At 61.6% G+C, this 22415-nt stretch carries 19 protein-coding genes; 14 read left to right on the forward strand and 5 right to left on the reverse strand.

All coding sequences use genetic code 11. From position 1 onward, the window contains the following. Positions 1–144 precede the first annotated feature (144 nt). The 3 genes from EPAKOI_RS25830 to EPAKOI_RS25840 all read left to right on the forward strand — a co-directional run bounded on the left by EPAKOI_RS25830 (position 145) and on the right by EPAKOI_RS25840 (position 3263). Positions 145–348, forward strand: a complete 204-nt coding sequence (locus EPAKOI_RS25830; RefSeq protein WP_124686903.1) for a cold-shock protein — start codon at positions 145–147, stop codon at positions 346–348. Positions 349–825: 477 nt separating this feature from the next. Further along, on the forward strand, positions 826–1800 hold the full coding sequence (locus EPAKOI_RS25835; protein ID WP_124686904.1) for a Bug family tripartite tricarboxylate transporter substrate binding protein: 975 nt from the start codon (positions 826–828) through the stop codon (positions 1798–1800). An 11-nt stretch (positions 1801–1811) separates the two neighbouring features. Beyond that, positions 1812–3263, forward strand: a complete 1452-nt coding sequence (locus EPAKOI_RS25840; protein ID WP_423194758.1) for an N-acyl-D-amino-acid deacylase family protein — start codon at positions 1812–1814, stop codon at positions 3261–3263. Positions 3264–3266: 3 nt separating this feature from the next. On the opposite strand, the gene EPAKOI_RS25845 is transcribed toward EPAKOI_RS25840, so the two are convergent. Beyond that, positions 3267–4175, reverse strand: coding sequence for a LysR substrate-binding domain-containing protein (locus tag EPAKOI_RS25845; RefSeq protein WP_124686906.1), 909 nt, complete (start codon positions 4173–4175; stop codon positions 3267–3269). A 72-nt stretch (positions 4176–4247) separates the two neighbouring features. Between EPAKOI_RS25845 and EPAKOI_RS25850 the strand changes: the two genes are divergently transcribed. Then, the gene (locus EPAKOI_RS25850; RefSeq protein WP_423194759.1) at positions 4248–5816 is read left to right on the forward strand and encodes an amidase family protein; all 1569 of its coding nucleotides are present in this window, start codon (positions 4248–4250) and stop codon (positions 5814–5816) included. A gap of 570 nt (positions 5817–6386) precedes the next feature. Here EPAKOI_RS25850 and EPAKOI_RS25855 read toward each other — a convergent pair. The 3 genes from EPAKOI_RS25855 to EPAKOI_RS25865 form a co-directional block, all read right to left on the reverse strand. After that, positions 6387–7421: an MBL fold metallo-hydrolase gene (locus EPAKOI_RS25855; RefSeq protein ID WP_423194760.1), complete on the reverse strand. Its 1035-nt coding sequence runs from the start codon at positions 7419–7421 to the stop codon at positions 6387–6389. An 84-nt stretch (positions 7422–7505) separates the two neighbouring features. Continuing rightward, a complete protein-coding gene (locus tag EPAKOI_RS25860) occupies positions 7506–8228 on the reverse strand; it encodes a nitroreductase (RefSeq protein WP_423194761.1) in 723 nt (240 codons plus the stop codon). A 3-nt stretch (positions 8229–8231) separates the two neighbouring features. Continuing rightward, on the reverse strand, positions 8232–8780 hold the full coding sequence (locus EPAKOI_RS25865; protein ID WP_124686908.1) for a DUF4863 family protein: 549 nt from the start codon (positions 8778–8780) through the stop codon (positions 8232–8234). A gap of 80 nt (positions 8781–8860) precedes the next feature. Here EPAKOI_RS25865 and EPAKOI_RS25870 point away from each other — a divergent pair, with 80 nt between their 5' ends. Next, the gene (locus tag EPAKOI_RS25870) at positions 8861–9871 is read left to right on the forward strand and encodes a LysR substrate-binding domain-containing protein (protein WP_423194762.1); all 1011 of its coding nucleotides are present in this window, start codon (positions 8861–8863) and stop codon (positions 9869–9871) included. A gap of 302 nt (positions 9872–10173) precedes the next feature. On the opposite strand, the gene EPAKOI_RS25875 is transcribed toward EPAKOI_RS25870, so the two are convergent. After that, positions 10174–11166: a GlxA family transcriptional regulator gene (locus EPAKOI_RS25875; RefSeq protein WP_423194763.1), complete on the reverse strand. Its 993-nt coding sequence runs from the start codon at positions 11164–11166 to the stop codon at positions 10174–10176. Positions 11167–11419: 253 nt separating this feature from the next. On the opposite strand from EPAKOI_RS25875, the gene EPAKOI_RS25880 reads away from it, so the two are divergent. From EPAKOI_RS25880 to EPAKOI_RS25920, 9 genes are all read left to right on the forward strand, one after another. Continuing rightward, on the forward strand, positions 11420–12394 hold the full coding sequence (locus tag EPAKOI_RS25880) for a tripartite tricarboxylate transporter substrate binding protein (RefSeq protein WP_423194764.1): 975 nt from the start codon (positions 11420–11422) through the stop codon (positions 12392–12394). Between the two features lie 45 nt (positions 12395–12439). Then, positions 12440–13873, forward strand: a complete 1434-nt coding sequence (gene leuC, locus EPAKOI_RS25885) for a 3-isopropylmalate dehydratase large subunit (protein ID WP_423194765.1) — start codon at positions 12440–12442, stop codon at positions 13871–13873. Continuing rightward, positions 13874–14509 carry a 3-isopropylmalate dehydratase small subunit gene (gene leuD / locus EPAKOI_RS25890; protein ID WP_124686913.1) on the forward strand — a complete coding sequence of 212 codons (636 nt, stop codon included), beginning with the start codon at positions 13874–13876 and terminating at the stop codon, positions 14507–14509. A gap of 739 nt (positions 14510–15248) precedes the next feature. Next, positions 15249–16049: an ATP-dependent Clp protease proteolytic subunit gene (locus EPAKOI_RS25895; protein WP_423194766.1), complete on the forward strand. Its 801-nt coding sequence runs from the start codon at positions 15249–15251 to the stop codon at positions 16047–16049. 372 nt (positions 16050–16421) lie between these two features. After that, positions 16422–16658, forward strand: coding sequence for a hypothetical protein (locus tag EPAKOI_RS25900; RefSeq protein ID WP_124687077.1), 237 nt, complete (start codon positions 16422–16424; stop codon positions 16656–16658). 505 nt (positions 16659–17163) lie between these two features. Next, complete coding sequence (locus EPAKOI_RS25905; protein ID WP_423194767.1) at positions 17164–18663, forward strand: transglycosylase SLT domain-containing protein; 1500 nt, start codon at positions 17164–17166, stop codon at positions 18661–18663. Between the two features lie 539 nt (positions 18664–19202). Further along, positions 19203–20102: a LysR substrate-binding domain-containing protein gene (locus EPAKOI_RS25910; RefSeq protein WP_423194768.1), complete on the forward strand. Its 900-nt coding sequence runs from the start codon at positions 19203–19205 to the stop codon at positions 20100–20102. A gap of 139 nt (positions 20103–20241) precedes the next feature. Continuing rightward, positions 20242–20991: an SDR family NAD(P)-dependent oxidoreductase gene (locus EPAKOI_RS25915; protein ID WP_423194769.1), complete on the forward strand. Its 750-nt coding sequence runs from the start codon at positions 20242–20244 to the stop codon at positions 20989–20991. Between the two features lie 74 nt (positions 20992–21065). Further along, positions 21066–22397, forward strand: coding sequence for an MFS transporter (locus tag EPAKOI_RS25920; protein WP_423194770.1), 1332 nt, complete (start codon positions 21066–21068; stop codon positions 22395–22397). Positions 22398–22415 lie beyond the last annotated feature (18 nt).

Genomic DNA, 22415 nt, shown 5'->3' on the forward strand with positions numbered 1-22415 from the left:
GTATAACCGACCTCGCAGGATCTTCAAGCTAGTCTCGCAGCGTCAGTTGCACCCCGTTAGGGCCACTTTCTCTCCATGCATCTTCCTTGATCGTCGTGCCTCGTCTGCATCCTTCGCCGGCGAGAATCTTTAAGGAGTCCTCACATGGAAACCGGTACTGTAAAGTGGTTCAACGATTCGAAAGGCTTCGGCTTTATTTCCCCCGACGCAGGGGGCGAAGATCTTTTCGCACATTTTTCTGAAATTCAAGGCGCTGGCTTCAAGAGCCTCCAAGAAGGACAGAAGGTTCGTTTCGTAGCAGGCAAGGGCCAGAAGGGTCCCGCAGCAACGAAGATCGAGCCAGTCTAATCAGTTTCCTAGATTTATGAAAAAACCCCGCCAGCGATGACGGGGTTTTTTTCATTGCCCCGAGTGCAAACAACATTGTGGACGGCGCTCTTTTGCACTGCGTAGGTTCCTACCGAAGCTCTAGTCTGCAGAAGGCATATCTATGCTCGCAACTGAGGGGCACCCCTCGCCACCGTCTCGTCAGATATCGTTCGTCTCCCGGATCGCGCCGGCAGACGATCGCGTCATGCCAGCGCTGCTTGAAACGCTAAGGTAGCGCGATTCAACGTCCGCGATCGGTTGACCCGCTCGCGGCACTCTTTCAAAGCGTCGCCGGCAAGTCGGTCGCGATACTGCGCCGAAGGAGAGGCGCGGCCGTGGAGCCTTCTAGATTTATTCCGTCACGGAAACTATCGAACCACAAAACTTCACTAGGCTGCCGTCCGGCCGGCGCTGATACTCGATCCGCAGTGACACCACGACGACGAGGAAATCAGCATGAGGAAGACAGCAATTCAAGCACTGGCTGCGGGGATCTTCGGCACGCTGCTGCTGGCGCCGGCTGCGGCGCAGGCGGCGTGGCCGGAGAAGCCGGTGCGCTTGATCGTACCGACCGCGCCGGGCGGCGCACCGGACATCGTTGCGCGCTTGTTTGGCGACGCGTTGTCGAAGCGGCTTGGCCAAGCCGTGATTGTCGAAAACCGGCCCGGAGCGGGCGGCAATATCGGCATGCAGGCGCTGCTGGCCGCGCCGGCGGACGGCTACACGATCGGTTATGGCAACAACGCCACGATGTCGACCAACCGTTTCCTCTATACCAAGCTGCCCTACGACCCCGACAAGCTAGTGCCCATTGTCGGCTTGGTGACGACCTTCAACATCCTTGCGGTGAACCCCTCGCTTCCGGTCAAGACCACGCAGGAACTGGTGGCTTACGCCCGCGCCAATCCGGGCAAGCTGTCGATGGGCTCGGCCGGCAACGGCACCACCAGTCACCTGGGCGGCGAGCTGTTCAAGGTCATGGCCAGCCTGGACATCGCCCACGTGCCCTACAAGGGCAGCACGCCGGCGCTGCAGGATCTGGTTGGCAACAACGTGCAGCTCATGTTCGACAACGTGCCGTCGATCGGGCCCTACGTGGCGTCTAACCGTGTGCGGGCGCTGGCGGTGACATCGAGCAAGCGGTCGCCGCAGTTCCCGGACCTCCCCACTATGGCGGAGGCCGGCCTGAAGGGCTATGAATTGACTGCATGGGCTGGACTGGTGGCCGCGCCAGGGACGCCTGCCGAGGCCCTCGACCGCCTGAACCGGGAAGTCAATGCCATCATCAAGGATCCGTCTTTCCGTGCGCATTTGGACAAGCTCTCGTTCGAACCGGTGGGTGGCACCGCACGCGACTTCCAGCAACTAATCACGACGGAGACCGTCAAGTTCGGCGAACTGGTGCGTAAGAGCGGCGCCAAGGTCGACTGAGGGGGAGCGTCATGCAAAAGCACTATGATCTGATCATCCGCAACGGCGACCTGATCGACGGCACCGGCGCGCCGCGTCGCGCCGGCGACATTGGAGTGTTGGACGGCGAGATCGCCGCGATCGGAAACCTCGTTGCGGCGCGGGCGGACACCGAAGTGGATGCTACTGGGCTGATCGTTGCGCCGGGCTTTATCGACACCCACACACACGACGACTGGATGGTATTCCAGTCCCCGGAGATGCTGCCCAAGGTTACGCAGGGCGTCACCACCATTATCGCAGGCAACTGCGGCATCAGCCTGTTCCCCCTGGTGACTGACGGCATCCCGCCGGCCCCGCTCGACATCATGCGCGGCGGCTACCGCTTCGATTCAGTGCGGGCCTACCGGGAATCATTCGCGGCGCAGCCGGCCGCGGTCAATGTCGCGGTGCTGGTGGGCCAGTCCACGCTGCGCGCCAGGCATCTGCGCCAGCTTGGCTTGCCCGCCAGCGATGTGGAGATCGAAGGCATGCGGCAAGACATCGAGGCCGCGCTGCGCCAGGGCGCGATCGGTGTGTCCACCGGCACGTTCTATCCGCCATCGGCCGCGGCACCCGAGGATGAGATCGTGCGTATGTGCGAGCCGATGAAGCGGCTCGGCGGCGTGCTGGTCTCCCATATGCGCGATGAAAGCGACAACGTCGGCGCATCGATCGACGAGACCGCGCGCATCGGCAAGGCCCTGGGGGTATCGACGGTGATCTCGCACCACAAGCTGGTGGGCAAGCAGAACTACGGCCGCAGCCGCCACACGCTGGCGCAGGTGCGGGGGCTGGCCAAAACCATGCCGCTGTGCCTGGACTGCTATCCGTATGCGGCATCGTCGACTATGCTGCGTCCCGAGCGTGTGTATCAATGCGACCGCATCCTGATTACTTGGTCCGCTGCGCATCCTGAAGCCGCCGGACGTTACCTGGAGGACCTTGCGCAGGAATGGGGCCAATCACGCCATGAAGTTGCCCAGGCGCTGGTGCCAGGGGGTGCCGTGTACTTCATCATGGACGAGACAGACGTGCGCGACATCCTGGCCTATCCCGACACCATGATCGGCTCTGACGGCATTCCTTCCGATGAAACGCCGCACCCGCGGCTGTGGGGCACGTTCCCGCGCGTGCTCGGCTTGTACGCGCGTGACCTAGGTCTGTTTCCGCTGGAGCGCGCGGTCCACAAGATGACCGGTTTGCCGGCACAGCGTTTTGGGCTGGAGCGGCGTGGGGAACTCAGGACTGGCTATGTCGCCGATATGACCGTCTTCGATCCGGCGACGATCCAGGATCGCGCCACCTTCGATGATCCACAGCAGCCTTCCGTTGGCGTGCGGCACGTGTTCGTCGCTGGGGAGGCGACCCTTCGCGACGGCCAGCCGGCCAGCAGCCGACCCGGTCGCTTTGTCACCTCTACCCTGGTAAAGACGCAGGGGTAGCAACTAGCGTCGGTTTGCTTCCGCGCTCTGCTCCAGCAGCCACGCGATAAAGGTCTCCATGGCGGGGCTGTCCCGCTTATCCTCGCGACAGATGAAGTAGTAGGCTTTGGGCGAGACATAGGGCTCGTCGGACAGGCGCAGCAGACGGCCCGCCTTGATGTCGTCTCCAGCAACATACTCCGGCAGCAGCGCCAGGCCCAAGCCGCCGAGGGCAGCCTGCAGGCCCATGGTCAGCAGGCCGTAACGCGAACCGTCATGCGGGTGCGCGAGCTTGATGCCGGTCTGCTGGAGATAGGCCGGCCATGCTTCCAATGCGGCGTTCTGGTGCAGTAAGGGCAGGATTCTCACCGCTTTGGCCAGCGGAGTGCCGGCCGGCATCAATTCACGGGCGCAGACCGGATACAGTTCCAGCGGCATGACCTTCAGGCTGAAATGGCGCGGTGGCGGACCCGCGCAATACATGATGGCCGCGTCGAGCCCGGCGCTTTCGAGGTCTACCGGGCCGACCTTGGTGGTGACGTTGAGTTGGATATGCGGCTGTTCGCGCGCGAACCTGAGCATGCGCGGCAACAGCCAGATATTGCCCAGCGACACCGGCACGGACAGGTTCAGTCGCCCGCCCGAGGCCCGTCCCGATTGCACCTCCATCGTGGCCTCCTCGAGCATGGCAAGGGCCTTGCGCACACTCTTGAGGTACTCCTCGCCGGCAGGCGTCGGCGCCACAGCGCCCTTGCGGCGGTTTAGCATGCGCGCGCCGAGGAAGGATTCCAGCTCGGTGATTTGCTTGCTGACCGCGCTTTGCGTCAGGCACAGTTCTTCGGCGGCGCCAGTGACGCTACCCGTGCGCGCGGTAGTCTCGAATGCAATCAAGTTCGCCAGCGCGGGCAGGTGGCGGCCGTTGGTACTCTTCATGTCGATAGGCTGGGCAGGCAGCCGGGTCCGGTTGCGGGGTGCGTGCCGGTATTGTCGTGCATTCATTCCGGGATGGAAAGATGGATCGACAAAACATCCATTGCCTATCGGGCATCGGCGGGCCAATACTGCTTAAATACCAAATGCTCGACGATGACCCCCAGTTCTTCCGCTGCTCCGACTGACAGTTTCGATCCGTTCGAAGCCTCCCTGCGGGAGCTCGCGGCCGCCATGCGCACCGGCACCCTTTCGGCGTCCGGTCTGGTCGACTTCTACCTCGCCCGCATCGCCGCCTTCGACAAGTCCGGCCCGCTGATCAACGCGATCAGTTGGGTCAATCCCGTCGCCTTGGAAGAGGCGCGTGCCCTTGACCAGGAGTTGCGCGCAAGCGGCCCGCGTGGGCCGTTGCACGGGATTCCCATGGTGGTGAAGGACAATATCGATACCGTCGGCATGCCGACCACTGCCGGGTGCTTGGCATTGTGCGAAGCTTATCCGAGCGCGGATGCGCAGTGCGTGGCGCGCCTGCGCGAAGCCGGTGCTATCGTGCTGGCCAAGGCCAATATGTCGGAGCTAGCTGCATCCAACGGCCGCTTCGGCTACAGCTCCGCCAATGGCCTGACGCTAAATCCCTATCGCCTGTCGCGCAATGCCAGCGGTTCCAGCAGCGGCACCGGCGCGGCAGTGGCGGCCAACTTCGCGGCCTTCGGGCTTGGCACCGATTCATTCGGTTCCGTGCGAGGCCCTGCCTGCGTGCATGCATTGACTGGCGTGCGGCCCACCCACGGGTTGCTCGATGCGGAGGGCGTACTGCCGCTGGCGGCATCGTTCGACACCGTAGGGCCGGTGGCGCGCTGTGCCGCCGATGCGGCCGTGGTTCTGGATGCACTGGCCCCAGGCGCAGGTTTCAGCGGCACGCCAACATCGATGCCCGGCCGCAGGCTGGGCGTCGTGGCCGACTTCGCGGGCGGCAATGACGAGATCGATGGGCTCTTCCTTGCGGCGACGCAGACGCTGCGTGGGGCGGGCGCGGACACCATACCCGTACGCCTGCCAGCGGGTGCGCGCACGCTATACACCGACCTCCTTGGCGATATCGCCCGCGCTGAATGGGTGTTCGGGCTCGATAGCTGGCTGGAACGATTGCCTGGCGGCGCCCCCGCCGACACCTCTGCGTTGCTTGCACGGATGGCCGCAACGGATGTCCGCCGTCCGGTGAACCCGCTTACCCTTCTCGCGCTAAGGCAAGCGTACGAGACACGAGACCTGCCACCGCGAGCCGATCGCCAGGCGGCTCGCCGCTTTGGCGCCATGCTAGACGAGATATTCCTTGCCAATGGGGTGGAGGCATTGGTATTCCCCACGCTGTCATGCCCCGCATCGCCGCGCTTCGACATGGTCGATGCGACCTACCACTGCCGCGCCGAACAGCCCCTAGCGCCGATGCATATGGCGAGCGCCGCCGGCTTTCCGGAGATCAGCGTGCCGATGGGATTCACGTCGGCCGGCGTTCCCGCTGGCGTATCTTGGCTAGGCCGGGCAGGCAGCGATGTGCTGCTCTTGCGGCTGGCATCGGCCTTCGAGCAACTGACCCGGCACCGCCGTCCACCGGCCAGTACGCCGCCGCTGCGGCTTGGTTAGACTGAACGCGACACAGGCATCGCAGTAACCTACGTAGCAGCATTCGTAAAGTCGTCGATCTCGCCCCGTAAGACCGAGCGGGGCGTACACCCTGCCAATCCATGCCGCCGCGCTCATCGTGCAACGCAAGCACCAGTGCGGCCGGATTGTGCGGCATGCTTCTTCCGACATTTGATTCCGAACTACGACACTAGGATAATCGGCCACACGTACTGTTCTGGCTTTGCCAAAACGCCATACGGGCAGCCATTCAAAGGTGTCCGCTCGGGGTGCGGCTTGTGCGGGTTCGAAAGGGGTGACGGTAGGGCGGTGGTGCTGGTCGTTGCCACCTAGCGGGTAGCACGGCGGAGCGAGATACTTGCCGCGGGCGCCGTCTTAAAAGGAATAGCTGGTTGGCTGCCAGTTAGTAGCTCCAGGATGCCCCATTGCGAGGGGTAGGGCGCCACGTCGCAGAACGACCCTGTGGCGCCCTCCGGCGGTCTTCTCTGTGAATGACCGAAATAATCGGGCGTCTAAGGGTGGTCTTGCCGTGCGCGGCAACTCCAAGGCCCACCGCTTAATAGGCCCGGGCTAGATATCAGCCTGCAGTCCTGCGTAGACCATTCTCGTAAATTGATCGCCGTTGAACACGAAGTTTCCCCATTTGGCGTCGAAGTTTGCCGTTGGCTTGGCAGCCACAATTTCCTCGAGCGTCTTCCCGGCCTTCTTGAGCGCCGCTACGTTGTTGCGCACGGTCACCAGCATGTCGCGAAACTCAATGAGCTGAGCGCGAGTGCCTACAGTCCCACGCCCCGGAATGACAATCGTGCGGGAGGTCGTCCGAGCTACCGCCTTGCTGGCCCATGCGATCGCGCCGTCGATGCTTCCCCCATCTTCGTTGTCGATATACGGATAAAACCCGTTCCAGAAAGTGTCGCCCAGCACCAGCACGTCGGCGTTCTTGAAGTAGACCCACAAATCCCCGTCCGTATGACCTTGGCCGAAGTTCTCCACTCCAATCACAGCACCGCCAAAGTTGAACGTCATTTCGCCGTCGACTAGCAGCGTTGGGCGTGCTGATTGTTGCACGGGGTCAAATGTCCAGTTCCAGGCGTTCACGTGTGTTCTTTCGGTAAGATGCCTGTAGGTATTCCTTTGTGCGACGATCGTGGCCCCTGCCTCGTGCAACCATGCATTCCCGTCCGTGTGGTCCCAGTGCCAATGCGTGTTCACGACGTACCGGAGCGGGCGCTGTCCGATTTCTTTGAAGGCCGCCTGCAGTTTCTCCCGTGACTTGCTGATGCCGGCATCGACCAGGAAGTTTCCTTCCCGAGTCGCGAGCACAGTGATGTTGCCCCCCGAGCCCATCAGTACGGTGATATTACCCCGCAGCGGCTTCTTGACGAGATCGTCGTCGGCACGGCGCAAATACCTTGCGCCCGCCCCAGTATGAAAATAGTCGTCGGGCAACACCTTCGTGCTGGCAACGCTTGCCTGGATTGCATCGGAAGCCGATGCAGCGAAGGGTATGAACGCTGCGGCCGCGAGGCTGATTCCTATCGGCAAGACGCTGGACACGATATTCGTGGTTGCTCGGGACTTCTTGAATTTGGAAGGGATGGTCATCTGTTACGTGTTGTGCAGTGTTGCCTTCGAGGTGGCTGAGGCCCGGTCCGGTCGGACGGGTTTTTTGCGAATTCGGCCGTGGGATTACCGACCGGCCGCAGCAGAAAACCCGAATAGGCGGGCGAAGTCCTGCACACGTTCGCGTGGCATCCTGGTCTGATTGACCTCGGCTTCGGGTTCGCCGAAGCCCAACGACATACCGAAAGCGGTAACTTCCTCGGCAGGCATGCTCAAGTACGATGCAATCTGCTCGTGGAACGGTGCGAAGGCGACCTGGGGGCATGTGTCAATGCCTCGCGCTTTCGCGGCAATCATGAGGTTCTGCGCGAAAAGCCCGATATCGATCCAACTGTGGGGTTTCAGTCTGCGGTCTATGCTGAAAATTAGTCCCACCGGAGCACCAAAGAACGAGAAGTTCCTTTCGGTCTGGCGCGAGCGGGCCGCCGTGTCGTTGCGATCGATACGAAGCGACGCGTAGTAGCGCGCGCCGAAATCAATCAGTCTTTTGCGAAAATGTTCGGGCAATGGCTCGGGGAAGTGAGCAGGAGCAGTAGCTGCCCCAGCTCTGTAGGCAGCGACCAGGATGTTGGCAAGTTCGTCCTTGACCGCACCTGTAACCACGTACACGCGCCAGGGCTGAATGTTGGCCCCGCTTGGTGCGGTGGCTGCTTCCTGCAGGATCTGTTCGACCGTTTCCTGACACACGGGGTCTGGCTTAAACGCACGGACTGAACGCCGCGAGGACACTACTGAGGCAACACATTGCGCGATCGCCTCCTGAGACCATTCACTCGCTGTCTTCACCATGACTCACTCCTGCGGGGCTTCGTGATATGAAATACGCCCCGAAGGTAAGAAGAACAGCGCGATCACGGCGCCACCCTTTGCTTCGGGGTAGTGATGGCTCCCGGGAGCCGGGGCGGTCCAGCCACCCGCACACCAACCATTCGGGCCGTTGAGTGCCGCCCCGGCGTTCAAAGGAACGACCATGTTGAACTCCCCATACGGATGGCCGTGGTATTGCCCCCGAAAGCGACCATCCGAGTGTCCCTGGGCATTGCCAGCGCTGTCCATGTACACGGCAGTAATGCTGAAGTGCAGCGTGCGTTCGGAGGGCTCCGCGATGCGACTACGGCGATAGGTTGAGCCTTCAATGTCAATATTGGCCGCCCAGCCATCCTCCACACCCTTGCGCACAAGCGAGGCCAATGTCTTGTAGAGCTCGCTGTCAGGTCCGTATTTTTGGTTGAGCCAACTCTCCACCTCGGTACCGGTGGTGAGGTCCTTCACTTCCTCAAGGAAGGGGATGCATCGCTCGATCAGTGCTTCGCGATCGTTTTGCAGCGTTTCTGAAGTCATGGTTCGCCTCCTGTCCAATATTGGAAGCCATGATGCGCCGCCATTGAATGGAATGGAATTGATGTCTGTGCAACTGCATAATGAGCGGCATTCAATTACGGGGCGCCATCATGAGCATCGGACGCACGGACCTGAACCTTCTGAAAGTATTCGAGGCCGTCTATGAAGAGCGGAATCTGATCCTGGCCGGTAAACGTCTGCACCTCACGCAATCTGCGGTCAGCCATGCGCTACGCAGGCTGCGCGAGCTGGTGGGGGACGAGCTTTTCATACGAAGGGGCAAGGGCATGGTTCCGACCGGCCGTGCCATGTCGATGGCGCCAACGTTGCTGGATTCGCTTCGCAGGATCGAAAATGCTTTGGGCACGGAACCGTTCTCGCCAGGTCAATCCAAACGCAGATTCGTGATTGCGGCGAACGATCACGTCACTGAAGTAATCGTTGCGCCACTCTCCCGCCTGCTGGAGAAGTTGGCGCCCGGCGTGGACCTCGTCATTCGGCCGTCAACGCGACTGGATCTCGCGGAGCAGATCGACTTGGGCCGTATCGACATCGCTATTGGCATCTTTTCCCAGGTTCCCCCTCGGCTTAACTCGTGCGACTTGATGTCTCTCGGTGAATCGATCTTGATGTGCAAAGGACATCCGGCCTCGCGAAGAAAGCTCAGGCTCGAGGATCTGGCGAAGTACCCCCTTGTCACACTGTCAGTAGGCGGGCAGGAGGAAGGGGCGATAGGTGGATTCATCGTCGAGCGCGGGCTGGCTCGCCAGTCGGAGATGTTCGATCGACGGGCGTTGGAGGAGGCGCTCCTTGCGTGTGGAGAGACGCCGCGACTAAGAGTCACTACCCCACACGCGCTCGCCATTCCCGCCCTGCTTCGCCAGACCGACATGCTGTCGATCGTGCCAGCGTCGCTTGCTCTCGCACTCGCGGACCGGGGGGGTCTAGCTCGTCGCGTACCACCTTACCCATCACGCACCGAAATCATGCGCGCGGTCTGGCATGGCCGGGACGATGACGATGTGGGGCATGCCTGGCTGCGCGAGATGATTTTGAAGACCGCAAAGACCTCAGAGAAAGCGCTGAAATAGTCCGCTTGCCTCTCTCATAGTCGGAAGTTGGCCGATTGGCTCATATAGCGTTGCCACATGCGTCAGTCGTGGTTCGTCGCGTCGATTTTGAATGGCCGAGCACTTTCCGTGCACGTAGAATCTTCTGTTGCCCTCCTGTGGATGGCGCTAGCGGTGGCTGCCATGCCAATGCACGTATGCCTTCGAGGGCTAGCATCGTTGCGTCGGTGCGGCAACGCCGGCGTGCAGGAGGTGACGCTGACTAGCGTGGGCGAGCGCAAGCGGATCCACGGGTATTCGGAGACGGACCGGAAGTAGAGTGGCTATCCGCCGGCCTCTGAATCGCCGGGCGACAGGAAATGGGCCCGGTACTGCTGCGGCGTGATGCCGAGCCGCCGCTTGAAGACCTGCCGCATCGTGTGCGCATCGCCAAAACCGCATTGGCTGGCGATGCGCTTCAATGGCACGTGGCTTTGCTCCAGTAGCACGCGCGCTGCATCGATCCGCGCACTCTCGACGAATACCGCGGGCGTCATCCTGGTCTCCTGCGCGAACACGCGCGCGAAGTTGCGCAGGCTCTGCCGGGCGACGCCGGCCAGCACGCCGACGCTCAGATCCTCCGCCAGGTGTTCCCGCACGTACGCCTGCACCTGTGCCACCGGCGACGCGTACTCGGTGTACGGCATCAGGTAGGGACTGAACTGCGACTGGCCGCCGGCGCGCTGCGTGAAGACCACCAGCCGCTTGGCCACGTCGAGCGCGATGGCCTTGCCATGGTCCTGCGCCACGAGGTACAGCGCTAGGTCGATGCCTGCCGTGACGCCGGCCGACGTGTACAACGCGCCATCCTGCACAAAGATGTTGTCCGCCACGACGTTCGCATCCGGACACAGCGTGCCTAGCGCCGTCGCCGCGTTCCAGTGCGTGGTGACCGTACGCCCGGCCAGCAGGCCGGCATGGGCGAGCACGAAGGCCCCGTTGCAGATCGACCCATGGCGCCGCGCCGCCGTGCAGAAGCGTCGCAGCCATGTGTAGACATCGACGTCCCAGGCATCGCCCTGCAATCCAGCGCCGCCGGCGGCCAGGACGAGGTCGTACTGCTGCTCGCCAGGGGCGACTTCCGAGTAAGCGTGATGCGGCTGCAGGATCAGACCGTTGCAGCAGGCGACGGGGCCCGGCTCGGTGCCGATCACTGTCAGGACATAGCGTTCGTCGTGCGGAAGAAATCGGTTGGCCTCGGCAAAGACGTCCATAGGGCCGGTCACGTCCAGCGCCTGAACGCCGGGGAAGACCAGCAGCGCAATGTGTCGGGTCATAGGGTGGCTGGAGCGCCGCGGCTCCGGATTGGCAAAGCTGGCCCAAAGATAACGGAAAGGACCCACCCGCGCCACCGCCGAAAGTCACCGCTATTTGGCCGAATTCGTACGCACGCGGCGCTAGCTTGCGGCACCGGTTCTGCGCTATGCAACCGGCATCTTCTGCCGGCTGGCGCGGCGATGCCCGGCCCGATCGGCATCACATGCCGGGATGCGGTGCGTAGAGTCTCCGAAAACACTACGGAGACAATCAATGAACAACCTGCGGCGCGTCCTTCTGATCGCACCGATTGCCATGGCGTGCACCGTGGCTGCGGCGCAAACGACACCTGGCTACCCCAGCAAGCCGGTGAAAATCATCGTGCCGTTCGCACCGGGCGGCACCACCGACCTGCTGGCCCGGATACTCGCCCAGCGCATGACCGTGGCATGGGGCCAGCCGGTGATCGTGGAGAACCGGCCAGGCGTAGGCGGCACCATTGGTGCCGGGATGGTGGCGCGGTCGCCCGCCGATGGCTACACGTTGCTGCTCGGCACCGTCCATCACACCATCGCGCAAGCGGTGTACAAGAACCTGCCCTACAACTTCGGGCGCGACTTCGCGCCGGTCAGCGTGATGGCGATGGTGCCCAACGTGGTCGTGGTGAATAACGCGGTACCGGCGACCACCATTGAGGCATTGGTGGCGCTGGCCAAGTCCCAGCCCGGCAAGCTCAATTACGGCACGGCCGGGGCCGGCACCGCCCATCACCTGATCGGCGAGATGTTCAAGACGCGCGCCGGCGTGGACCTCGTCCACGTGCCCTACAAGGGCAGCGGGCCTGCGGTGGCGGACCTGATGGGCGGCCAGGTGCAGGTGATGTTCGACACGCTGACTTCGGCGCTGCCGCAGATCAAGGCCCACAAGACCCGGGCGCTGGCGGTCACCACTGCCCGGCGTGCCTCGGCCATGCCCGAACTGCCGACCCTGTCGGAAACCGTGCTGCCGGGGTTCGACGTCGGCACCTGGTTCGGCATCGTGGCCCCGAGCGGCACGCCCGCGCCCATTGTCGACAAGATACAGGGCGAGATCCGCCGCATGGTCGCCGCGCCCGAGGTGCGGCGGCAACTGCACGACATTGGGGCCGAGCCCGTCGGCAGCACGCCCGCGCAAATGGGTGCACAGATCAAGGCCGAACTCCAGGCGTACGAGACGCTCGCAAAGCAGGTCAAGCTCGTCGTCGAGTAAGTCACCGGCCACTTCCGTTTTCACCACTACTGGAACCACATACCCATGCCATCGAACAGGGAACCCCGTACGCTTTACGACAAGCTCTGGCAGAGCCATCTCGTGCACGTGAACGACGACGGCGAAGCGCTGCTCTACGTCGACCGTCACCTGCTTTACGAAGTGACCAGCCCTCAGGCCTTCGAAGGTCTGCGCGTGGCGGGCCGTGCGCCGTGGCGCCCCGAAACTGTGGTCGCCACGGTGGACCATAACGTGCCCACCACTCGGGCCGAACGCACGAGCGTTGACCGCATCGCCGATCCCTTCTCGCGCCAGCAGTTGCAGCAACTTGGCAAGAATTGCCGAGAATTCGGCATCTCGGCATTCGAACTGGGCGATGTCCGCCAGGGCATCATCCACGTCGTGGGTCCGGAGCAGGGTGCCACCTTGCCCGGCATGACGGTGGTGGCCGGCGATTCCCATACCAGCACGCATGGCGCATTCGCGGCGATGGCATTCGGGATCGGTACGTCCGAGGTGGAGCACGTGCTCGCGACGCAATGCCTGGCCATGCGTCCCATGAAGACCATGTGCGTCAAAGTGGAGGGCAAGCTGGCCACGTCTGTCACCGCGAAAGACCTGATCCTGGCCATCATCGGCCGCATCGGCATGGGCGGCGCCACAGGCCACGCCATCGAGTTCGCGGGCAGCACCATCGCGGCGCTGTCGATGGAAGGCCGTATGACGCTGTGCAACATGGCTATCGAAGCTGGCGCGCGGGTTGGCTTGGTAGGCGTCGACGACACCACGATCGACTATCTGCGTGGCCGGCCGTACAGCCCGGCCGGCGCCGAATGGGACCGGGCCGTGCTCCATTGGCGCACGCTGGTCAGCGACGCCGGCGCCCGCTTCGACCGCACGGTGGAGATTGATGCGAGCACCATCCGGCCGATGGTGACGTGGGGCACGTCGCCCGACATGGTGGTCGCGGCTGATGGCCGAGTGCCAGACCCGGCCCGGGAGCCCGATCCGATTCAGCGTGCGAGCATGGAAGTCGCCCTGGCCTACATGGGGCTCGCGGCAGGCACGCCCATGCGCGACGTCGCGATCGACAAGGTCTTCATTGGCTCGTGCACGAATTCGCGCATCGAGGACCTTCGCGCCGCCGCGGCCGTCGTGGCGGGCCGACGCGTAGCCGATTCGGTGCGCCTGGCCTTCGTGGTGCCGGGCTCTGGCCTGGTGAAGGCGCAGGCCGAAGCCGAGGGGCTGGACGGGATCTTCCTATCGGCCGGCTTCGAGTGGCGCGAGCCGGGCTGCTCGATGTGCCTGGCGATGAACGATGACAGGCTGAGCGAAGGAGAGCGGTGCGCGTCGACGTCCAACCGCAACTTCGAAGGCAGGCAGGGCGCCGGCGGGCGCACCCACCTCGTGAGCCCGGCGATGGCCGCCGCGGCAGCCATCGCCGGCCATTTTGTTGATATTTCCCGGGAGACACGTTGAATGGAACCGTTCAAGACGCTAGACGCGGTGGTGGCGCCGCTGGATCGCCGCAACATCGACACCGATGCCATCATCCCGAAGCAGTACATGAAGTCGATCTCGCGTACCGGCTTCGGCCAGCACCTGTTTGACGAATGGCGGTATCTGGATCGTGGCCGCCTGGGCCAGGACGCATCGACGCGCCCGCTGAACCCGCGTTTCGTGCTGAACCAGCCTTGCTATGCGGGCGCGCAGATCCTGCTGGCCCGCGAGAATTTCGGCTGTGGTTCAAGCCGGGAGCACGCACCGTGGGCGCTGCGGGATTTCGGCATCCGCGCACTGATCGCGCCGAGCTTTGCCGACATCTTCCACGCCAACTGCTTCAAAAACGGCATCCTGCCCATCGTGCAACCGTCGGCAGTGGTGGACGACCTGTTTCAATGGGTCGGCCAGCAACCGGGCTGCACGCTTCAGATCGACCTCCAGGCGCAGATCATCTCACTGCACGGCCGCACGATACCGTTTGACATCGCCCCAGGGCGCAAGCACCGCTTGCTGCACGGGCTGGACGACATCGCCGTGACGCTGCAGCAGGCAAATGCCATCCGCGCCTATGAAGCCAAGCGCAGGGTATCCGAGCCTTGGCTCTTCGCCTAGGGGGCATGGGGACTTGGCGCGGCCAAGATTTCCCGTTGCTGCCACGATGTGATCGAGCTTCCGCGCGGCTGATAGCTCTTCGCCGATCGAAGTTTCTTCGGAATGGACAGATTGGCCGAAGTTCGACGACGCATCTTTCGATACGGCCGTTGGCAGGCCCCGGCCGTCGGAGTACCGGAGCTACCACGCCGCAGCCAGAGGTTCGGCCGAAGCGGACTCCCTGATTTAGCCCGTACACAAGGACTGTCGAGGCTTTGCGCAAGAAACTTAGGGGGCAATTTCAGATGTGGGTACGGGCGCTTCCCGACCTCAAACGCGTGATCGCATAACACCCGGGCCAGGCTAGCCCCGTAGACGCCGGTCCCTTCCACTCCAATGCGACACAAGTCCGCCAAATAGAAGTCGGGCGGTACGGTACAGCGCTTGACCGCTTGGACGTGCAGCCTATGCTGTAGAAGAGCCGTCAAAATCGACGCTATTCTTATGAGGATCGGCTGCTGAAGGATGGCGGGACGCAGCGCCAGCGCACCGTCCCGCAGGTCAATCGCGGACCGCGCATGGTTCGCAGTCGAGTAGCGCTCGTAGCATCTGCTCATTTAACACTAACGATCCAGCCCCGGAGGAATCCGTTCCCGTGATTGCATGCTTTCAGCGCAGCGGATCGGTGCTGCGACACAGTGCGGCGCTACTGCCATGGCTTTGCCTCCAGGCCATGCTCGTTCCAGTCGAAGCGTTAAGCATGGAGTTCCGCTTCTATCAACAGCCCGAGCTTAACCGGCGAATGATCATAGCGGAAGGACGCATCGATGAGGGCGATGCCGACAAGCTTCGCGCGGTTGCGCGACTCGCGGACCGCGATGACGACGGACTTGTGACACTGATCCTGAACAGCCAAGGCGGCAACGTCGAAGCAGCGTTCAGACTCATCGATGTCATGGACAAGATTCGCGTCTATACCGTTGTTCCAGACAACGCTCAATGCGCGTCCGCCTGCGCTTCGATCTTGTTTGTCTCCGGGGAGCGCCGCGGCATTCTGGGATCGGGAAGGCTGGGATTCCATAGCTGCTACAAACGGACTGGACAGTCCTACGTGAGCGATTCGCTCTGCAACGAGATCGTTGCCGCAAACGCAATGCAACGAGGCGTCAGTCATGCCGCCATCAACCGCTTTGTCGCCGATCACGGAGCGCGCGACATGGCTTGGCTCGGACGCGTCGCCTGCAGATTGTTGCAAGGACTATGCAAGCCCGGCAAGTTGGAGGATCTTCCGGAAACCCGCGACGCCGTGATGCGCAGCCTAGATTGCAGCAAGCTAAATTCCACCGTTTTTCAGCTAATCTGTGGTGACGCTGAGTTGGCTCGCGTCGATCGCGACCTCGCCGATCTATACAGGGAAAAGCTGTCTGAAAGCCGCACCAAGGCGGCAATCCGAGACGATCAACGTGACTGGGTAAGGCGTTCGCGCAATCAATGTACGGACAAGACCTGCTTGCTTCGTGCATATAGGCTTCGCATCGAGGAACTGCGACGGGCGCGGTAGCGATAGCGCTTTTGCGGACGCACGCAGAGTGCTTCTGTTCCGTCCGTCTAGTCACCCCTGGTTGCGGAACGTGCGCCAGTCTTTAACACCAATTGATCACCGTGCGATCGCCGCTGTGAGAGACAGGAGCTAACGGAATCGGGCAGGCGATGGCGAAGCGGACGTCACAAAATTGTCTCCCCCTGGCTTGCCCTCAATTGAAACTCCGGGGGCACTGGAACGCCCACGGTGTCCTGAGCCCAAGGTCCAATGGCAAGCCAAGCGAGCATCGTGCAAATTAATGTCGGAATTGTCGGCTCCGTGCGGTCCTTGTGCGCAGCAAGCGACATCCGAGGCGACCACGGGAGACGGAAGATGAACACGCGGGGAGCAATGGCGAAGGCCGTTACGGTTGCGATTGTGTTCCTGAGCAGCATCTCAGCCGCAGCTACTGAGCAGGCGCAGCAGCGTCGTCAAGGCAGGGATGTGCGCCAGGACACGAGGCAAGATGCACGGGAGAATAAGCAGGATTGCCGGGCGGCAAACCAGCAGAGCAATTCACAGTGCCGCCAGGACAAACGGCAAGCGAAGCAGGGCGGGCGTCAAACGGCTCGCGACATTAAATACTAGATGGCTCGGCACGCTCTCAGCGTGCGCAAACGTCGCTTTTATACCGTTCAGATCATGCGACGTGTTAGATAGGTCTGGCTAGCTCCCATCGGACGCCACGGTCTTGTTTGTGGCGTTCGGCAGGCTTGTCAAGGTCACACCCCTTGACGTTTATCGTGCGCCCCCTCGGCAAATCGGTTATCCCACGCCCCGTCTCAACCCTCGAACGCGACCACTGCTGGTCCTTTAGTCGGGCCAACCTGCAGCGGGACTTGTCGACACTCGCGGCGATTCCAGGCCAATCGACGTCATTCTCCACGTCCCAGTTGCATCGGCCGGGAAGAGGAACAGAAGCCCGCGCCGACATGTAGACGGCACTTTGGGGCAGAGAGCGCGCTTGCACCACTGCGACGGCAGCCTATGCTGAACGAGAGTCGTAGCCCCAGCTTGGCGCTCTCTTTCGCCTGCCCCAAAGTCGCTGGGTAGGCATAGCCGTGCAAGACTCGAAAGTGAACGGTGCAACGTGATGCAAACTCCTCGCAAGTGGCTTCGGTCCGGACTTGTCGGCGTGGCTCTGTGGCTGTCCGGCACGCTTTCGGTCCTAGTATGGTCCGCCCCGCCGTCCGCACCAGCGTCTGCACCACCAGCCCCGAACACCGCCAGAAGGCTTGACCTGACCGTGAAGCCCTGGCGGGGCGACTTCGACGCGATGCTCGAACGACGCGTGATCCGGGTGCTCGTCCCATTCAGTCGCTCGCTCTACTTTAATGATCGGGGGCAGGAGCGTGGGCTAACCGCCGATTTCGCGCGAGACTTTGAGCGATTTATCAACAAGACTTACGCGGGCAAACTGGACAAGCGGCCCGTGACAGTGGTGATGATCCCGACAACACGGGACCGTTTGTTGCCGGCCCTTAACGAAGGTCTTGGAGATATCGCCGCCGGCAACTTGACCGTCACCGACGAGAGATTGAAGCAGGCCGATTTCGTTACAGCAAGCGCGCGTAAGCCCACCCGGGAATTGATACTGACGGGGCCGAAGTCGCCAGCGCTCACCACCCTCGACGATCTGAGCGACAAGACTGTCCACGTGCGCCGCCACAGCAGCTATTACGAAAGCTTGAACGCGCTCAATGGCCACTTCCGCCAATCGGGTAAGCCGCCGATGAAGATCGTGCTGCTGCCCGATGCGCTGGAGGACGAGGATGCGATGGAGATGATGAATGTGGGCCTTCTCCAGATTCTGGTGGCGGACGACTGGAAGGCGCGCATGTGGGCGCAGATGCTGCCACAGGTAAGAGTCCACGAGAACATCGCCGTGCGCGAAGGTGGCTATGTGGGCTGGGCCATACGCAAGCAGAGTCCCCAGTTGCAGGCGGCCGTCAGCGACTTCTATGAAAACTACATCAGGAAGCAGAGCATCGCAGAGATCCGCCTGAAGCAGTATATGCAGGGGATCAAGCAGATCCATAACAACTCTGAGAGCACCGAGCTCAAGCGGTTCACACAGACGGTCGCAATTTTCGAGAAGTACGGCCAGCAGTACCGCTTTGATCCCCTGATGTTGGCGGCGCAGGGCTTTCAGGAATCGCAACTCAGGCAGGACGCTAAGAGTCGGGTTGGCGCGGTCGGGATCATGCAAGTGATGCCCGCCACCGGCAAGGAGTTGAACGTTGGTGACATCAAGGTGGCTGAGTCGAACATCCACGCCGGAGCCAAGTACCTGGATCAACTCATGAGCCGTTACTTTCAGGACGCCAAGTTCTCCGAGGTTGACCGCCCGCTATTCGCGTTCGCCAGCTATAACGCGGGGCCGGGAAACATCGCGAAAATGCGGAAGCTGGCGGTAGATCGCGGGCTCAACCCCGATGTCTGGTTCAACAACGTCGAGATTGTCGTAGCGGAAAAAATTGGAGTGGAGACGACGACATACGTGAGGAATATTTATAAGTACTATGTGTCTTACCGGCTGCTCAAGGACGCTGAGACACAGCGGCAGCGTGCGGTACAGCAGATCAACCGCTGACCGCATCGGTTAATGCGCGTGGGAGTGCTTGTCCGACCTGTGATGGCGGTGGTGTGCGCAGTGTTCGCTTGCTGCGAATTACTCGCAAGCACAGGTAAGGTCCGCGCGATATCCAGCTGAGTTGAATGCCGCTTCACCAGAGGAACCGAGCAGTCCAGCTTCGCGCCTGAGACGCGAGATAGCCACCGGCAGAAGAAAGGCATTCGCCGTCGCCCGGGATACGATGTCGGGCCAGACTTGCGCCTTGCAACGCGGTCGGGGACGCATTTACGGGGATTCCTATCCGAGGAACTGGCATCTAAAATCGGAGCCGTTGGGCTGAGGGCAAGTACGGACGCGCGACCACTTCCCCCCTGATGAAGGGGGGGATTGAGTCCCGGCTGCGCCGAGCCATCCAAAGGGCTTGCAAGGGCAACGAGGCACCGCCGAGACGTCCTGTCTTCGCAAGACGGAATCCCAGGATACCCCGCCTTTCCTCCTTACGAGGCGGATGCTTGTGTGCACGATAATGGCCGAAGAGCTCGTTACTAAGGAACTCAATGCGCATTCCGCCAATGAAGAGCATCGTTGCCTTTGAGAGCGTTTCGCGCAACCGAAGCGTCAGTAGGGCAGCAGAAGAACTTGGTTTGACTGCGTCGGCGGTCAGCCATCAACTGGCCAATCTGGAGGAGGCTATCGGCCAGCCGCTGTTCTTTCGCCAAGGCCGGGGTCTTGTCCTTACGCCCGTCGGTGAGCAGTATCTCCGGGACATCACCGGAGCTCTCGCGGAGCTCAACAGGGCGACCGAGCGTGCCTCCACCCCTGCAGCAATTGACATCCTGCGCGTTCATACCAGCCCAAGCTTCGGACTTATGTGGTTGCTTCCGCGGCTGGGGTCTTTCCAGGCTGACAATGGCGATATTCAGATTAACCTGTCGTGCTCCTACGAGGATGTGTCCTTCACCGCCGGCTTCTATGACGTGGACGTGCGGCATGGCCACGCACACTGGCGAGATCTTGAGGTTAAAACGCTCCGACACGAACGAATTCTTCCCCTCGCGTCGCCTGAGTACCTGAGCAAGAATCCGGTTCAAAAACCCGCCGACCTTGTGCAACGACGGCTTATCAACTCCGAAACTCCGCTGATTCGGTGGGAGCAGTGGTTTGCGCGGTTCGGAGTGCCCGCGATGCATAAGAACTTCGACTTCGCTTTCGACCGTTCATACATGTCACTAGAAACGGCTGCCCTGGGTCTAGGGGTGGCACTTGAGAGCTCGCTCCTCGCATCGGTGATGCTACGGAAAGGGACGTTGGTTCCTGTGTTCGAAGAGCAATATTCAGTGGAGGTCGTCAGCCATCACGTGGTGTATCCAGCCCAAAATGCCGACCTGCCGCGGGTCCAGCGTTTCCTGACCTGGCTCGATCGGGAGGTCAATCGCCGTCAGGAGGGTGCGGACTAACGGGGTTTTCCCTAATCTCGTGAACCCTCGATATCTGAAAATTTCTCAGCAATAGTTGAAACCGAATGCATTGATTGGAAGCGCTCCAGAGACAAAACTCGACCCATCAAAACACCACGCATAACCAAGGAGACATGCGATGCTGGTCGAGAACAAAGTAGTCATCGTCACGGGCGCAGCTTCGCCTCGGGGTATCGGCAAGGCAACTGCCCGCGCGCTGGCGGAACAGGGCGCAAAAGTAGTTATCGTCGACCTGCAGCTTGATGCAGCCCAGACAGCGGCCGCCGAACTGGGTGACGGCCATCTGGGACTGCGCTGCGACGTCACGGACAAAGCATCATGCGACGCTGCAGTGCAGGCCACTATCGAGCGCTATGGCCGCATTGATGGTCTCATCAACAATGCCGGTATTACACAGCCAGTCCGCACGCTCGATATCGGTGCCGCCAATTTCGATGCGGTTGTTGATGTGAACCTGCGCGGTACGCTTTACATGTCACAGGCGGTACTGCCGCAGATGAAGGAGCAGAAGAGCGGAAGCATTGTCTGCATGTCGTCAGTTTCCGCGCAACGCGGCGGCGGCATTTTTGGCGGCCCGCACTATAGCGCCGCGAAAGCCGGCGTTCTCGGGCTGGCTAAGGCCATGGCCCGGGAATTTGGCGGCAATCGTATTCGCGTGAACTCCGTTACTCCTGGTCTGATTCAAACCGACATTACGGGGGACAAGCTGACCGCCGAAATGCGGGCAGACATTATCAAGGGTATTCCGCTTGGACGGCTTGGCGATGCCGCTGACGTAGCCAACGCTTGCCTGTTCCTGGTCAGCGATCTTTCCACATATCTCACTGGCATCACGCTGGATGTGAACGGCGGCATGCTGATTCACTGATAGCGGCCCGAGGGCCGCCTCCCCACCATGTCAAAGCACCCGGGACCACCCGGGGCACCGGCAGGAGACATTCCATGAAGACCAAGTATGCAGCGTCGGCCCTTGGGGCCGGCGTGGTGACAACGCGCGCCGATGAAGCCACGTTCGAGTCTCGCACCTACGGCAAGGTGATGCGGAGGCTGATTCCGTTCCTGATGCTGTGCTACCTGGGAGCATACCTTGATCGCGTCAATGTGGGCTTTGCCAAGTTGCAGATGCTGAACGATCTGCAATTCAGCGAAACCATTTATGGCCTTGGCGCCGGTATTTTCTTCCTTGGTTATTTCATCTTCGAAGTGCCGAGCAACGTCATCCTGCACAAGGTGGGCGCGCGCAACTGGCTAGCGCGCATCATGCTGACCTGGGCGGTCATCTCGGCGGGCTTCGCTTTCGTCAGCACGCCAACGCAGTTTTACGTACTGCGTTTCATGCTCGGTGTCGCCGAGGCCGGCTTTGCACCTGGTGTCATCCTTTACCTCACGTATTGGTTCCCGTCGGAGCGCCGCGCGAAGGCATTGTCGATGTTCTTCATGGCGATTCCTTTGGCCGGCATCGTGGGTGGACCGCTGTCGGGCTGGATCATGCATGAATTCCACGGTGCGCATGATCTGGCCGGCTGGAAGTGGCTGTTCCTGATCGAGGCATTGCCTTCTCTGGTTCTCGGTATTGCCATTCTGTTCTATCTCGACAATGGCATCCAGGGCGCAAAATGGCTCACTGATCAAGAAAAGGCGTTACTCCAGCGTAATGTGGAGGGTGACAACGCCCAGAAGGTGCAGCACGTTTCGATTCGTGCCTTTATGGTGGATCGCCGGCTGTGGTTGATGGCTGCCATCTACTTCTGCGTGGTGCTGGGCCAGTATGGTTTGACGTTCTGGCTCCCGACGATCATCCGCAAGACTGGTGTCGCGGACCCGCTATGGGTTGGCATCCTCACCGCTGTGCCGTATCTGTGCGCCATCGTTGCACTGCCCCTGATTGGCCTGTCGGCCGACCGTCGGCGCGAGCGCCGTCTTCACCTGGCCATTCCGATGCTGGTGGCTGCTATTGGCTTCGCCACGCTGCCAATGCTCGGCAGTGTTACCGCAGCAGTCATTTGCCTCTGCATTGCTGCTGCCGGAATCATGACCTCGTCATCACAGTTCTGGGCACTACCCACGGCCGTACTGGGCGGGATGTCGGCGGCAGCAGGTATTGCTGCGGTGAACTGTGTAGCGAACCTGGCAGGCTTCTTCTCACCCGCCATCGTAGGCTGGCTCAACGACTTCACTGGCAAGTCAACTGCGGGCCTGATCTTCATCTCGGCAACGGTCGTTTTCGGCGCGCTGCTCGTATTCCTGGTGCCGGCGAAAGCTGTGAATCGCTGAGCCAACCACCATCCAACG

It is taken from the genome of Cupriavidus sp. H18C2, from assembly GCF_049393795.1.
GTDB lineage: Bacteria > Pseudomonadota > Gammaproteobacteria > Burkholderiales > Burkholderiaceae > Cupriavidus > Cupriavidus pauculus_C.

Bases quoted from the DNA above. Each gene is read 5' to 3' on its own strand.
- EPAKOI_RS25830 (WP_124686903.1), top strand. From the start codon at position 145: ATGGAAACCGGTACTGTAAAGTGGTTCAACGATTCGAAAGGCTTCGGC.
- EPAKOI_RS25835 (WP_124686904.1), top strand. From the start codon at position 826: ATGAGGAAGACAGCAATTCAAGCACTGGCTGCGGGGATCTTCGGCACG.
- EPAKOI_RS25840 (WP_423194758.1), top strand. From the start codon at position 1,812: ATGCAAAAGCACTATGATCTGATCATCCGCAACGGCGACCTGATCGAC.
- EPAKOI_RS25845 (WP_124686906.1), bottom strand. From the start codon at position 4,175: ATGAAGAGTACCAACGGCCGCCACCTGCCCGCGCTGGCGAACTTGATT.
- EPAKOI_RS25850 (WP_423194759.1), top strand. From the start codon at position 4,248: ATGGAAAGATGGATCGACAAAACATCCATTGCCTATCGGGCATCGGCG.
- EPAKOI_RS25855 (WP_423194760.1), bottom strand. From the start codon at position 7,421: ATGACCATCCCTTCCAAATTCAAGAAGTCCCGAGCAACCACGAATATC.
- EPAKOI_RS25860 (WP_423194761.1), bottom strand. From the start codon at position 8,228: ATGGTGAAGACAGCGAGTGAATGGTCTCAGGAGGCGATCGCGCAATGT.
- EPAKOI_RS25865 (WP_124686908.1), bottom strand. From the start codon at position 8,780: ATGACTTCAGAAACGCTGCAAAACGATCGCGAAGCACTGATCGAGCGA.
- EPAKOI_RS25870 (WP_423194762.1), top strand. From the start codon at position 8,861: ATGAGCGGCATTCAATTACGGGGCGCCATCATGAGCATCGGACGCACG.
- EPAKOI_RS25875 (WP_423194763.1), bottom strand. From the start codon at position 11,166: ATGACCCGACACATTGCGCTGCTGGTCTTCCCCGGCGTTCAGGCGCTG.
- EPAKOI_RS25880 (WP_423194764.1), top strand. From the start codon at position 11,420: ATGAACAACCTGCGGCGCGTCCTTCTGATCGCACCGATTGCCATGGCG.
- leuC (WP_423194765.1), top strand. From the start codon at position 12,440: ATGCCATCGAACAGGGAACCCCGTACGCTTTACGACAAGCTCTGGCAG.
- leuD (WP_124686913.1), top strand. From the start codon at position 13,874: ATGGAACCGTTCAAGACGCTAGACGCGGTGGTGGCGCCGCTGGATCGC.
- EPAKOI_RS25895 (WP_423194766.1), top strand. From the start codon at position 15,249: ATGGAGTTCCGCTTCTATCAACAGCCCGAGCTTAACCGGCGAATGATC.
- EPAKOI_RS25900 (WP_124687077.1), top strand. From the start codon at position 16,422: ATGGCGAAGGCCGTTACGGTTGCGATTGTGTTCCTGAGCAGCATCTCA.
- EPAKOI_RS25905 (WP_423194767.1), top strand. From the start codon at position 17,164: ATGCAAACTCCTCGCAAGTGGCTTCGGTCCGGACTTGTCGGCGTGGCT.
- EPAKOI_RS25910 (WP_423194768.1), top strand. From the start codon at position 19,203: ATGCGCATTCCGCCAATGAAGAGCATCGTTGCCTTTGAGAGCGTTTCG.
- EPAKOI_RS25915 (WP_423194769.1), top strand. From the start codon at position 20,242: ATGCTGGTCGAGAACAAAGTAGTCATCGTCACGGGCGCAGCTTCGCCT.
- EPAKOI_RS25920 (WP_423194770.1), top strand. From the start codon at position 21,066: ATGAAGACCAAGTATGCAGCGTCGGCCCTTGGGGCCGGCGTGGTGACA.